Origin of the sequence: Klebsiella sp. 54 (assembly GCF_018223875.1) — a bacterium.
Lineage (GTDB): Bacteria > Pseudomonadota > Gammaproteobacteria > Enterobacterales > Enterobacteriaceae > Klebsiella > Klebsiella quasipneumoniae.
In genome coordinates, this window is the sequence record NZ_JAGRRA010000004.1 from 233,708 (window position 1) to 246,226 (window position 12,519).

General features: G+C 59.9%; 10 protein-coding genes. 9 read left to right on the forward strand and 1 reads right to left on the reverse strand.

The annotated features are described in order from the left end of the window. Positions 1–235: 235 nt before the first annotated feature. The 7 genes from KHQ24_RS12595 (at position 236) to KHQ24_RS12625 (ending at position 9,190) form a co-directional block, all read left to right on the forward strand. Positions 236–1,249 carry a LacI family DNA-binding transcriptional regulator gene (locus KHQ24_RS12595; protein ID WP_017899639.1) on the forward strand — a complete coding sequence of 338 codons (1,014 nt, stop codon included), beginning with the start codon at positions 236–238 and terminating at the stop codon, positions 1,247–1,249. A 135-nt stretch (positions 1,250–1,384) separates the two neighbouring features. Next, positions 1,385–1,912: an electron transport protein HydN gene (gene hydN / locus KHQ24_RS12600; protein WP_004205658.1), complete on the forward strand. Its 528-nt coding sequence runs from the start codon at positions 1,385–1,387 to the stop codon at positions 1,910–1,912. An 8-nt stretch (positions 1,913–1,920) separates the two neighbouring features. Next, positions 1,921–4,155: a carbamoyltransferase HypF gene (gene hypF, locus KHQ24_RS12605; RefSeq protein ID WP_048325485.1), complete on the forward strand. Its 2,235-nt coding sequence runs from the start codon at positions 1,921–1,923 to the stop codon at positions 4,153–4,155. Beyond that, complete coding sequence (locus tag KHQ24_RS12610) at positions 4,152–5,165, forward strand: HoxN/HupN/NixA family nickel/cobalt transporter (protein ID WP_017899641.1); 1,014 nt, start codon at positions 4,152–4,154, stop codon at positions 5,163–5,165. The genes hypF and KHQ24_RS12610 overlap by 4 nt, the downstream gene beginning before the upstream one ends. Positions 5,166–5,483: 318 nt before the next feature. Further along, on the forward strand, positions 5,484–6,539 hold the full coding sequence (locus KHQ24_RS12615; protein ID WP_053810030.1) for an amidohydrolase family protein: 1,056 nt from the start codon (positions 5,484–5,486) through the stop codon (positions 6,537–6,539). Beyond that, positions 6,529–7,797, forward strand: coding sequence for an MFS transporter (locus KHQ24_RS12620; RefSeq protein WP_043520692.1), 1,269 nt, complete (start codon positions 6,529–6,531; stop codon positions 7,795–7,797). Before KHQ24_RS12615 ends, KHQ24_RS12620 begins: the two co-directional genes overlap by 11 nt. Positions 7,798–7,855: 58 nt before the next feature. Then, a complete protein-coding gene (locus tag KHQ24_RS12625; protein WP_017899642.1) occupies positions 7,856–9,190 on the forward strand; it encodes an MFS transporter in 1,335 nt (444 codons plus the stop codon). Between the two features lie 39 nt (positions 9,191–9,229). Here KHQ24_RS12625 and KHQ24_RS12630 read toward each other — a convergent pair whose 3' ends face one another. Then, a complete protein-coding gene (locus KHQ24_RS12630; protein WP_017899643.1) occupies positions 9,230–9,946 on the reverse strand; it encodes an IclR family transcriptional regulator in 717 nt (238 codons plus the stop codon). A gap of 166 nt (positions 9,947–10,112) precedes the next feature. Between KHQ24_RS12630 and KHQ24_RS12635 the strand changes: the two genes are divergently transcribed. Next, positions 10,113–10,808 (forward strand): diguanylate cyclase, encoded by a 696-nt coding sequence (locus tag KHQ24_RS12635; RefSeq protein ID WP_017899644.1) that lies wholly within the window; start codon positions 10,113–10,115, stop codon positions 10,806–10,808. Further along, a complete protein-coding gene (locus KHQ24_RS12640; protein ID WP_004205666.1) occupies positions 10,805–11,752 on the forward strand; it encodes a hydroxyacid dehydrogenase in 948 nt (315 codons plus the stop codon). The genes KHQ24_RS12635 and KHQ24_RS12640 overlap by 4 nt, the downstream gene beginning before the upstream one ends. Positions 11,753–12,519 lie beyond the last annotated feature (767 nt).

Consider the following 12,519-nt stretch of genomic DNA (forward strand, 5'->3'; position numbering starts at 1 on the left):
GTTTATCAATAGGGTACTGATCTGTTACCGCGCCGCATCGCCGGGCGATACCATGTTTTATAGGAAACCGGTTCCACAAAATCATGGTTAGTTTCATTTGATTGCACAAGAAATAAAAAAATATGATCTCAATTTTGTGATTTTGATCGCTAATCGTCGCGGTGAGCAGGGGAGTGCTGTAAAAGCGGGAAACGTGCAGTACACTGCCTGCAACTTTTGCAACAGGAAGAATCACATGGCAACGATGCTGGAGGTCGCTAAGCGCGCGGGGGTATCGAAGGCGACCGTGTCGCGGGTGCTGTCGGGCAACGGCTATGTCAGCCAGGAGACCAAAGACCGGGTGTTTAAGGCGGTGGCGGAGAGCGGCTACCGACCGAATCTGCTGGCGCGCAACCTGGCGACCAAAACCACGCAAACCCTCGGCCTGGTGGTGACCAATACCCTGTACCACGGCGTCTATTTCAGCGAGCTGCTGTATCAGGTGGCGCGGATGACCGAGGACAAGGGGCGGCAGCTGATCCTCGCGGATGGCAAGCACAGCGCGCAAGAGGAGCGGGAGGCGATCCAGTACCTGCTGGATCTGCGCTGCGATGCGATCATCATCTACCCGCGTTTTCTCACTGTCGACGAGATGGATGAGATCGTTGAGAACCACTCGCAGCCGATCATGGTGCTTAACCGCCGCCTGCGCCGCCACGCCAGCCACTGCGTCTGGTCCGATCAAAAAGCGTCGGCGATGCGGGTGGTGGAGCGGCTGATTGCCCTGGGCCACCGCGATATCGCTTTTATTACCGGCTCCCTTGACTCGCCCACCGGCGTTGAGCGTCTTGCCGGCTACAAAGACGCGCTGGCTGGCCACGGCATTACCCTGAACGAGGCGCTCATCGCCGAAGGGCGCTGGACGCCGGAAACCGGCGCGGCGGCAGTGGAGAGCCTACGTCAGCGCGGGGTGACCTACAGCGCGCTGGTGGCAAGCAATGACGATATGGCCATCGGGGCGATGAAGCAGCTTCACCAGCTGGGCATTAAGGTGCCGGAGCAGGTCTCGGTGGTGGGGTTTGACGATATTGTGCTGGCGCCGTACATGGTGCCGTCGCTCGCCAGCGTCCGGGTGCCGGTGACGGAGATGATTAAAGAGAGCATTAATCGCCTGATATTTATGCTCGATGGCGGGGAATTCAATGTTCAGCAGAGTTTCCCAGGGGCGCTGATCGAGCGTGAGTCGCTGGTGGCGGGTCCCTGCGCCTGACGTCGTCAGCTGTCATCGTCACTACTGACGATGACAGCGCATCACCGATTAAAATCTATTTATTATCAATAATATAAAAATTGGAACGTATTATGCATACTCCGGCGCCTAACCCTCTTACTGCTGGAGAAATGGATGAACCGTTTCATTATCGCCGATGCGAGCAAATGCATCGGCTGTCGCACTTGCGAAGTGGCCTGCGTGGTGTCCCATCAGGAACATCAGGACTGCGCCTCCCTGACGCCGCACACCTTTCAGCCGCGTATTCATGTGATAAAAGGGGTCAATGTCTCCACGGCCACCGCCTGCCGTCAGTGTGAGGACGCCCCCTGCGCCAACGTCTGCCCGAACGGCGCTATCAGTCGCGATAAAGGCTTTGTTCACGTGATGCAGGAGCGCTGCATCGGCTGCAAAACCTGTGTCGTCGCCTGCCCGTACGGGGCGATGGAGGTAGTGGTGCGGCCGGTGATCCGCCATAGCGGCGCCGGACTGAACGTCGTGGCGGAAAAAGCCGAAGCCAACAAGTGCGATCTCTGCTTCCACCGCGACAGCGGCCCGGCCTGCATGGAGGTCTGCCCGACGCACGCCCTGGTCTGCGTAGACCGCAACAAGCTGGAGCAGATGAACCAAGAGAAACGTCGCCGCACGGCGCTGGCCTGGTAACCTTTGGCATGAACGGGGTACAAATCCGCATTCGCGGTAAGGTGCAGGGGGTGGGGTTCCGCCCCTTTGTCTGGCAGCTGGCTCAGAGGCAGGCTCGCTGCGGCGATGTCTGTAACGACGGCGAGGGCGTTCTGGTGCGGCTGGCCGGGGGCGATGACGGTTTTACTGCCGCCCTCGCTGCCCACTGCCCGCCGCTGGCGCGGGTCGACAGCGCCGACTGCGCCCCTTATCGCTGGGCGGCTCCGCCGCAGGGCTTCACCATCCGCGAGAGCGGGGCGGGGCGGATGCGCACCCAGATCGTGCCCGATGCCGCGACCTGCCCGGCGTGCCTCGCGGAGATGAATGATCCCCGGGCGCGCCGCTATCGCTACCCCTTTATCAACTGCACCCACTGCGGGCCGCGGTTGACCATCATTCGTGCCATGCCTTACGACCGGCCTCTTACCGCGATGGCGCCGTTTCCGCTCTGTCCGCCCTGCGAGGCGGAATACCGCGATCCCGCCGATCGCCGCTTTCACGCCCAGCCGGTGGCCTGCCCCGACTGCGGGCCGCGGCTGGAGTGGCGGGCCCAGGGTGAAGTGCGGCGCGGTGAGGCGGCGCTGCAGGCGGCTATCGCCCGGCTGGCGGCGGGCGACATCGTGGCGATAAAAGGCGTCGGCGGCTTTCATCTGGCCTGCGACGCCGGCAACCCCGCTGCTGTTGCCACGCTGCGGGCGAGGAAACACCGTCCGGCGAAACCGCTGGCGGTGATGCTGCCCTCTGCGGCGGGGTTACCTGCCGACGCCGTGGCGCTGATGGACTCCCCGGCGGCGCCCATCGTACTGATTAGCAAAGCGCAGGTCTCCGGCCTGTGCGACGAGATTGCGCCAGGGCTTGCGGAAGTTGGGGTGATGCTGCCGTCTAATCCGCTGCAGCATTTGCTTCTGCAGGCGCTGGCGCGCCCTATCGTGATGACCTCCGGCAACCTTAGCGGCCGCCCGCCGGCGTTAAGTAATACTGAAGCACTCAACGACTTAGCCGACATCGCCGACGGCTTTTTGCTCCATAACCGCGACATCGTGCAGCGGCTGGATGATTCTCTGGTGCGCTCGAGCGGAGAAATGCTGCGCCGCGCCCGGGGCTATGTCCCGGATGCGCTGCCGCTGCCGCCGGGTCTGGACAAGGTGCCGCCGCTGCTGGCGCTGGGCGCGGACATGAAAAACACCTTCTGCCTGGCGCGCGGGGGCGAAGCGGTTCTCAGCCAGCACTTCGGCGATCTTGGCGAGGAGGGCGTCGAGCAGCAGTGGCGCAGCGCGCTGCAGCTGATGCAGAACATCTTCGCCTTTGCGCCGCAGCGGGTGGTGGTTGACGCCCATCCTGGCTATCGATCGACGCAGTGGGGAGCGGCTCTGCCGCTGCCGGTGGAGACCGTGCTGCATCACCATGCTCACGCTGCGGCGTGCCTGGCAGAGCACCGCTGGCCGCTCGACGGCGGAGACGTTATCGCCCTGATCCTCGACGGAATCGGCATGGGGGAGAACGGCGCGCTATGGGGAGGGGAGTGCCTGCGGGTTAACTATCGCCAGTGCGAACATCTCGGCGGGCTGCCGGCTGTCGCCCTGCCGGGCGGCGACCTGGCGGCGCGTCAGCCGTGGCGTAATCTGCTGGCTCAGTGCCTGGCTTTTGTCCCTGACTGGCAGGATTACCCGCAGACCGGTACGCTGCGCCAGCGCAACTGGCCGCTGCTGGCGCAGGCCATCGACCGCGGTATTAACGCGCCGCGCGCCTCGTCCTGCGGACGGCTGTTTGATGCCGTCGCCTGCGCGCTGGACTGCGCCCCGGAGAGCCTGAGCTATGAGGGGGAGGCGGCCTGTCGGCTGGAGGCGCTGGCCGCCAGCTGCCCCGGCGTCAGCCATCCGGTCACGCTGCCATGGCGCGGCAATGCGCTGGACCTGGCCACCTTCTGGCGGCAGTGGCTGCGCTGGCAGGCGAGCCCGGCGCAAAAAGCCTGGGCATTTCATGACGCCCTGGCCAGCGGACTGGCGGCGATGGCCCGCGACTGTGCGACTGCCCGCGGCATCGACACGATTGTCTGCAGCGGTGGGGTGCTGCATAACCGTCTGCTGGCGGCGCGATTGACCTTTTATCTGGCGGATTTTACTCTGCTGTTTGCGCAGCAGTTGCCGGCCGGCGACGGCGCAATCGCCTATGGTCAGGCGGTGATCGCCGCCGCTCGCGTTCAGGCTCAAGGAACACAACAATGATAATGACAGTTTTACGCCAGCAGCCGCGCGCCGCGGGCCTGGTGTTGGGGTTGATCGCGGCGAACTTACTGGCCTGGTGCTGGGCGCTGCAGGCCTTTGGCGACAGCGGCGCGCTAATGGCCGCCAGCCTGCTGGCCTGGGGCTACGGCCTGCGCCACGCGGTGGACGCCGATCATATCGCGGCGATTGATAACGTCACCCGCAAGATGATGCAGCAGGGGCGGCGGCCCTTCGCCGTCGGGGCCTGGTTCTCGCTGGGCCACTCATCGATTGTGGTGCTGGCCTCGGCAGCGATTGCCGCGACCGCCACGGCCTTCAGCGCGCAGATGAACTGGCTGCACGACACCGGTAGCGTCATCGGCACCGCTGTGTCGGCGCTGTTTCTGCTGGCGATGGCCTTTATCAACCTGGTGATATTGCGCAGCGTCTGGCGTAGCTTTCGGGCGTGGAAGCGGGGTGAGCCGTTGAGCGACGAGATCGTCAGCGGCGGCGGGGTGATGAGCTGGCTGTTTGGCAAAACCTTTCGTCTGGTCAGCCGCAGCTGGCAGATGTACCTGGTCGGTTTCCTGTTCGGCCTCGGGTTTGATACCGCCACCGAAATCGGCGTGCTGGGCATCTCCGCCGCCGGGGCGTCGAGCGGGATTTCCGTCTGGTCGATTATGGTCTTCCCGGCGCTGTTCGCCAGCGGCATGGCGCTGGTGGACACCCTCGATAACGTGCTGATGGTCGGCGCCTACGGCTGGGCGTTCAGCAAGCCGCAGCGCAAGCTTTACTACAACATGACCATCACCGGCACTTCGGTGGTGGTGGCGCTGTTTATCGGCGGCCTGGAAGCGCTGGGTCTGCTGATGGATAAGTTTGCGCTCAGCGGCGGAATATGGCGCTGGGTAGGGGCGTTAAACGACAACCTCGGCGACGCCGGGTTTGTGGTGGTCGGGCTGTTTGTCGCCTGTTGGGCGCTGTCGGTGCTCAATTATCGCTGGCGCGGCTACGATAATCTGGCGCGTTAGGTTCAGCATTTTCCCGGCTTGCGCTGCGCTAAGCCGGGCGATCATCACTCTCTGGCGGCGCTTCTCTGCGCAGGTTCCCACCGGTCGTCACGAACCATCGCTCTACGTTAATCAGCTCACTTATTTAACTCATTGAAAAATTATTATTTTTATCAAATCTTCATTTCTCTTCGTTTTAACGACCCGCAGCATCTGTGATTCACCTCTTATTTACATCATTTAAACCATTCGTTAACTGGATAAAAACACGGCAGCCTCGTTATAGTAGTTTTGTAAAATAAAACACTGTTGTACAGGGTAAAACAAAACGAGGTGTTCATGGAGATCGTTACCGCGCCGCACCTTGCGGTCAGAAACGAGTGGCTTGCGTTACATCGTGAAGCGCCATTACAACCCGAGCTGCCCATCATTGATGCGCATCATCATCTTTGGGATCGGCAAACCGGCCGCTATCTCACCCATGAGTTCAGCGACGATATCCAGACCTCAGGGCATCGCGTTGTCTCATCGGTCTATGTGCAATGCCGCTCCATGTTGCGTCGCGACGGGCCGGAGACGCTTAAACCGCTTGGTGAAATCGAGTTTGCCAGCGGTATCGCCGCGATGTTCGCCAGCGGACATTATGCAAACGCGCTCGGATGCGAAGCCGTCATCGGCGGCCTTAGCTTGCTGGCGGGCGATGCGATGCAGCCTGCCATCGAGAGCGCGATAGCGTTATCCGGCGGGCGGCTGCGTGGGATGCGCAATCCGTTGGCCTGGCATCCCGATCCGCGGGTCACGTCCAGCCCGGTTACGCCACCGCCAGGACTAGCGCTGAGCGATCCGTTCCATCGGGGCGCTCTCTGCCTTGCGAAAAATGGATTGTCGCTTGATGTGTGGGTTTACCACACGCAACTGGATGAAATTGCCGAGCTGGCGCGGCACATACCAACGCTTCAGATTGTGCTCGATCACTGTGGCGGGCCAGTCGGCGTTGGACCCTATTCAGAACGGGATCCAGACATGTTTCAGCAGTGGCGAAACAGTATGCGACATCTGGCGGAACTGCCGAACGTATGCGTAAAAATTAGCGGATTTGGTATGACGGTCAGGGGATTTCCCTTCGCAGCGGCAGAAACACCGCCGGATTCGCAAATGCTGGCACAGGCCTGGCAACCGTGGTTTGAGACCATCGTTTCGCTTTTCGGTGCGGAACGCTGCATGTTCGCCAGCAACTTTCCGGTCGATAAAGGCATGTTCAGCTACGGCGTTTTCTGGAACGCCTGCAAACGCCTGGCGCAACAGATGTCCCCTGGCGAACAGGCGCAGTTGTTCTGGCGCACTGCCGCAACCTGTTATCGGTTAACCTCTGTGGAGAAGATCAATGACCAGTAAAAGCGAGCTGAATCAATTTACTGCGACTAAAGCGACGCCTGACACATTGCCACAGCGCGTTGCTGAGAGGCGGACGCTGGCGCTGGGCGGCCTTGGCTGGACATTTGAAAGCTATGACTCCTTTCTGCTTTCATTGCTGTTGCCAGTACTGGGCGTGGTGTTCGGTATTAATAAAACCGAGCTTGGGCTGTTTATCAGCGTCACGGCCGGGGGGCAGATTATTGGCGGGATCCTGTTTGGTTTTATCGCCGACAAAATTGGCCGTGTAAAAACGGCGCTGACCTGTATCGCCATCTATTCACTCTTTTCCGGCCTGTTAGCCTTTACGCACGATCAACAACATTTCGCGCTGTTACGTTTTTGCGGCGCGCTGGGTATGGGCGGAATGTGGACATCGGGCGCGGCGCTGATTGCGGAAACCTGGCGGCCAGAGCGGCGCGCGCGCGGCGGCGCGCTGATGCAAATGGGGTTGCCCGTTGGCGCGATTCTGGCCATCAGCCTGACGGCAATCGTCAGCTCGGTTAATGGCGGCCTGGAGCAGGGGGCATGGCGCTATCTGTTTATGATCGGCGCGCTGCCGGTGTTCATTATGAGCGTGGTGGCCTGGTTCACACCGGAATCGCAGGTTTGGCTTGCTCGTCAACAGGCGAAGGCGACGAGTAGTCAACCTGCCGCGAAGCTGGGGAAACACAATCTGCGAGGTCTGCTGCTGGCCTTTGTCTTTATCTTTTTTATTCAGTATCTGTTCTGGGGCGTATTTACCTGGACACCCACCTATCTGCGAGAAGTCAAACACCTGGATTTTCTGCACAGTCTGAAATTTGTACTTGCGCTGCAGGCTGGGGCCATCGCGGGGTTTCTGGTGTTTTCGGTGCTGGCGGATAAGTGGGGACGCCGTCCAATGTTCCTGATTTATCTGTTAACGGGCGCCATTGCCGTCGCGCTTTACCTTGTGACCACTCAACCCATCATTCTGATGGTGGCGATTTTCATGGCCGGTTTCGGGGTTAACGGTATTTTTGCGGGCTCCGGACCCTTCCTGGCGGAAATCATCGGGGACACCTCTTCCCGGGGCTTCCTGATGGGGCTCGCCTATAACGGAGGCCGTCTGGGCGGATTTATTGCGCCGCTACTGATTGGCGCTGTCGCCAATGCCGGCGGTTTCACCGCGGGACTGGCGACGACCGTGGTTGCTTTCCTTGCGGCGATGCTGGTGGTGTGGCGAGCGCCGGAAACCAGAGGCATCAAGCTGAAGTAACGTATTTCATCTCTACATCGTTTTCCTGATAAACATAATGAAACCCTGCGAGGAAACCATGACCGATCAATTACCGAACCGCGCGACCGATAACGACGCGCTGGAAAAAGAGACCATGCGGCGGGTTATCTGGCGCATCCTTCCGTTCCTGGTGGTGAGCTACCTAGTGTCGATTATTGACCGGGGCAATATAGGTATGGCGGCGCTGCAGATGAATGAGGATCTGGGGCTAAGTAAGGCGGCTTTTGGTTTCGCCAGCAGTTTGTATTTTGTCGCCTACTTTATTTTTGAAGTACCCAGCAATCTGGCGATGCAGAAGGTGGGGGCACGCTTGTGGCTGCCGCGCATTATGATTAGCTGGGGCGTGGTATCGATGTGTATGGCGCTGGTGCAAAATACCACCTCACTGTATATCGTCCGTTTTTTACTGGGTGCCGCCGAAGCGGGTTTCTTCCCGGGCGTGGTGCTCTATCTTACCTGGTGGATCCCGTCGCGCTACCGTGCGCGCATCATTGCCTCTTTTATGGTGGCCATTCCGCTGGCTAACTTTATCGGTTCACCGCTTTCAGGGTTGATCCTGACCCTGGATGGCTGGTTAGGGCTGCGTGGCTGGCATCTGTTATTCATTATTGAAGGGCTGCCGGCGGTACTGCTGGGAATAGCCGCGTTTTTTATTCTGCGCGACCGCCCTCACCAGGCTGGCTGGTTAACCGAGCGGCAAAAAACGTGGCTGGAAAACACCCTTCAGGCAGAGCGGCAACAGCAGACACAGATCGGCCACACCACGACATGGCAACTGTTGAAGCATCGCCAGATCTGGCTTATGGCGCTGATTTACGCTGGCGCTTCTTCTGCCGGCACCACGCTAAGCGTCTGGTCTCCACAGCTGCTGAAGTCGTTCCATCTTGATAACCTGACCACCGGGCTGCTGAATGCCATCCCCTATGGCCTGGCCTCGGTGCTGATGATTGTATGGGGACGCAGTTCGGACCGGAATAATGAACGCCGCTGGCACACGGCCCTTGCCCTCTTTATGATTGCGGCTGGCGTGTTCGCGGCATTTATCAATCTATCGCTGCCGGCCACCATTATGATCCTCAGTACCATACTGATTGGCGCATATGCGGCGAAGGGCCCCTTCTGGGCGCTGGCATCGGGCTGGATGAGCAGCACGTCAGCTGCCGCCGGGCTGGCGGCCATCGGCGCGATCGCCAACCTGATTGGCGGCGCGGTGATGGTGAATGCCTATGGCATTATTAGCGAACGGACAGGAAGCTATACGCTGGCGATGCTGCCGCTGGCCGTCTTGTGTCTGGCAGGCGGCATTGCGGTGCTGGCGATGGGGCGCCGTTACTCGCAGTCTGCCAGGCAGGAAAAACAGGTGACCCATTAATAAGCAAAGGCGGGATTTTTCCCGCCTTCTCAGCAAAGCTTACTCTTTCACACCGTAAAACGTTTCGCAGAAAGGCTTGCTGGCCCCTAGCTTGAGCGACAGGCGGTTGGCCGTCTCCTGCATGAGCTGGCTGATGCCGCTCGTTTTACGATCTTCCGTCAGACGCGATGCCGGCCCGGTCAGGGCCAGCGCCGCGATCAGTTTATCGTGGACGCCAAAAACAGGCATTGCGAAGGCCGCAGTGTGCGGGTCGCGCGCGCCGGAGGTATAGAACGGCAGCGTCGGTTCGTCTTCCGGCAACGATTCACCCAATCCCCAGTGGCGTAAAACCTTGCTGATAGCGGAACCATCCAGCGGGAACTGGCTGCCGGGCAGGTTGCTGTGGCGTAATCCCTGGGAGGCTTCGGCGCGGAACAGGCACAGGCGTTGCCCACCCTCAATCACATACCAGCTTGCGCTTTCGCTGGAGGCCTGCGACAGCGCCTGCAATTCCGGCTGTACGACTCTGGCAAGTTCAAATGATTGCTCATAGAGCTTGCCGAGATAGAGCAAACGGTGGCCGAGCGTATAGGTGCCATCGTCGTGCCGGATGATGTAGTTCATTCGCTCAAGCGAATTCATCAGGCGATAAACGGTTGTTTTGTGATATCCCGAAAGCTGGGCCAGCTCGGTTAACGTCAGACTGTCATTACCGGGACGGAAGCAGTCAAGTAAAGCCAGCGCCTTTTCAACGGCAATTACGCCTTCATTCCCCATCATGTTCTCCTTTTTGCCGACCAAAATTGTACCTGAATTTTGTGAGTAACTTCGTGTTTACATCACAAACAACTTCGCAACACTGGCGAAAAGCGACGCAATGCTCGTATAGTTGTTTTATATAGTACACACAAGTTGTACCTAGTAAAACAAATGGAGAGTCACCATGTCTGCTTCACAACAGAAACTCATCAATCTTGATATTGCGCGTGTTGACGCGGAAGAGGTCCGTCAGGCTGCCGAATTTCAGGCCGCCATCCTGGCTGACGTAGCCGGACGCCGTGGCACATTACATGGCCGCATCAAGCCGCTGGCGCCGCATATGACGGTTGCCGGGCCGGCGATTACCGTAGAGGTACGCCCAGGGGATAATCTGGCTATTCACGCCGCAATGGCCGTCGCCAAACCTGGCGACGTGCTGGTCATCGACGGGAAGGGCGATCTCTCCTGCGCGCTGCTGGGAGAGATCATGGCAACGCAGGCGCAGGCCAGCGGTATCGCCGGGATCGTCATCGATGGCGCTGTTCGTGATGCGGAAACCTTAAGTAAACAACGCTTTCCGGTTTTCGCAGCCGGCCTGAATCCGTGCGGCCCCACCAAGTTCATTCCTGGCCGGGTCAATCATGCCATTTCGGTCGGTGGCGCCGCGGTGCAGGCAGGTGACTTAGTGGTAGGGGATATTGACGGCGTGGTTGTTATCCCGCGCGATGAAGTCCGCACTATCATCGAGCTGGCGAAAGGTAAACTGGAAATGGAATCAAAACGTCTGGTTGCTATCCGCGACGGCGACCTTCGTCCGCACTGGCTGGAGAGCGCTCTGCGTCAGGCGGGGATGCTGAGCGAAGGGGAGACACTGCCATGAGCGCTAAAAATGTCATACTGATTACCGGCAGCGATTTGGCTGACGCGGCGCTGGGGATGCTGGAAGATTACGAACTTGTCTTTGCCGGCCGCCAGCCTACAGAGGCCCAGCTGATCGCGCTGTGCCAGCAGCACAATCCCGTCGCCATCCTGGTGCGCTATGGCCACATCACTGCCGCCGTTATGGATGCCGCCCCTGCATTGAAGGTGATTGCCAAACATGGCAGTGGCATCGATGTCATTGACGTTGAGGCGGCTGCCGCGCGCGGCATTCTGGTTCGCGCGGCGACCGGGGCGAATGCCGCCGCGGTTTCCGAACACACCTGGGCGTTAATTCTGGCCTGTGCTAAGTCGGTCATTCCGCTTGATCGCCGCCTGCGCGAAGGGCACTGGGATAAATCAACGCATAAATCGCTTGAGCTTGAGGGCAGAACGCTGGGACTCATCGGCCTCGGCGCCATTGGCAGCCGGGTGGCGAAGATTGCCTGTGCCTTTGGCATGAAGGTTCTGGCTTACGATCCGTATGCGAAAGCGGTTCCGCCGGAATGTGAACGTGTTGCTGAACTTAGCGAGCTGCTCATGCAGGCCGATGTGCTGTCGCTTCATTGCCCTTTGACGCAACAAAACAGGGGAATGATCAATGCCGCCACGCTGGCGCAGTGTAAGCCGGGCGCCATCCTCGTGAATACCGCGCGCGGCGGGTTGATTGACGATGCGGCGCTGGCCGCGGCATTAAAAGCGGGGACCTTGCGCTGGGCGGCGCTTGACAGCTTTAATAGTGAACCATTAACCACGCCGCATATCTGGCAGGCGATCGATAATGTCATTCTCTCTCCGCATGTGGGCGGCGTTAGCGATGCCTCTTACGTGAAAATGGGGACCGCCGCCGCGGCCAACATTCTGCAGGTGCTGCAGGAGTTGGCTCAGACAGAAACAACGTATTAAGTGTTAACCGAACCTGCGCTCCCGGTTAATTATTCTGCCCTTATGCACTTACGGGCGGCGTCCGCAGGCCGGGTAAGCGTAGCGCCAGCCGGCGAAATTAACGCGCAACAGGCTGCGTGGGAGGTAATCAACGCTTGCCCGGCGGCGCTGCGCTTGCGCGGGCCTACAATGTTTGAGCTTACGGGTTACATCCGTAGGCCGGGTAAGCGTAGCGCCACCCGGCAAAATAACCGCGCAACAGGGCTGCGTGGGAGGTAATCAATGCTTGCCCGGCGGCGCTGCGTGTATTGCAGATACGGTTATCGGAATGCCACTTTGTCACTCCGGCAACAGCGTCTGTCGCCTGTAACTTCAGCGTACATTGCGCTCCCGGTTAATCTTCTGCGTTATGTCTTTCATGGCGCAGGGAGCGCACAGGGGGCGGCCAGTCGCCGCCGCCCCCTGTACCCCCGGGCTCCGGCCAGCAAAATCGCCGCTGCGCGGTCCCTTCAACTTATCCCTGCAGGCTTCGGGTCGGGCCGAGGCAGCGTCCGTGCAAAACACGGCCCTCAGCCCGCATCCATGCGGGCTGCCCCGGCCTTCCGGGAACGTCTCAGCGATTTTGAGGCCGTCAGCACCGGCAGTTTCAGCGACCCCAGCGCCAGCGGTGATTTGGGGCTGTAGGCCGGGTAAGGTGCAGCCGCCACCCGGCGAAATCAAGGATACCGTGCCTGATATCTTGCCCGGCGGCGCTGCGCTTGCACGGGCCTACGGGGTGTGAGCCTGTG

What these genes read in the sequence shown, in the direction of transcription:
- KHQ24_RS12640 (WP_004205666.1), top strand. Translation starts at nt 10,805, where the DNA reads ATGAGCGCTAAAAATGTCATACTGATTACCGGCAGCGATTTGGCTGAC.
- KHQ24_RS12610 (WP_017899641.1), top strand. Translation starts at nt 4,152, where the DNA reads ATGATAATGACAGTTTTACGCCAGCAGCCGCGCGCCGCGGGCCTGGTG.
- KHQ24_RS12635 (WP_017899644.1), top strand. Translation starts at nt 10,113, where the DNA reads ATGTCTGCTTCACAACAGAAACTCATCAATCTTGATATTGCGCGTGTT.
- KHQ24_RS12625 (WP_017899642.1), top strand. Translation starts at nt 7,856, where the DNA reads ATGACCGATCAATTACCGAACCGCGCGACCGATAACGACGCGCTGGAA.
- KHQ24_RS12595 (WP_017899639.1), top strand. Translation starts at nt 236, where the DNA reads ATGGCAACGATGCTGGAGGTCGCTAAGCGCGCGGGGGTATCGAAGGCG.
- hydN (WP_004205658.1), top strand. Translation starts at nt 1,385, where the DNA reads ATGAACCGTTTCATTATCGCCGATGCGAGCAAATGCATCGGCTGTCGC.
- KHQ24_RS12620 (WP_043520692.1), top strand. Translation starts at nt 6,529, where the DNA reads ATGACCAGTAAAAGCGAGCTGAATCAATTTACTGCGACTAAAGCGACG.
- hypF (WP_048325485.1), top strand. Translation starts at nt 1,921, where the DNA reads ATGAACGGGGTACAAATCCGCATTCGCGGTAAGGTGCAGGGGGTGGGG.
- KHQ24_RS12630 (WP_017899643.1), bottom strand. Translation starts at nt 9,946, where the DNA reads ATGGGGAATGAAGGCGTAATTGCCGTTGAAAAGGCGCTGGCTTTACTT.
- KHQ24_RS12615 (WP_053810030.1), top strand. Translation starts at nt 5,484, where the DNA reads ATGGAGATCGTTACCGCGCCGCACCTTGCGGTCAGAAACGAGTGGCTT.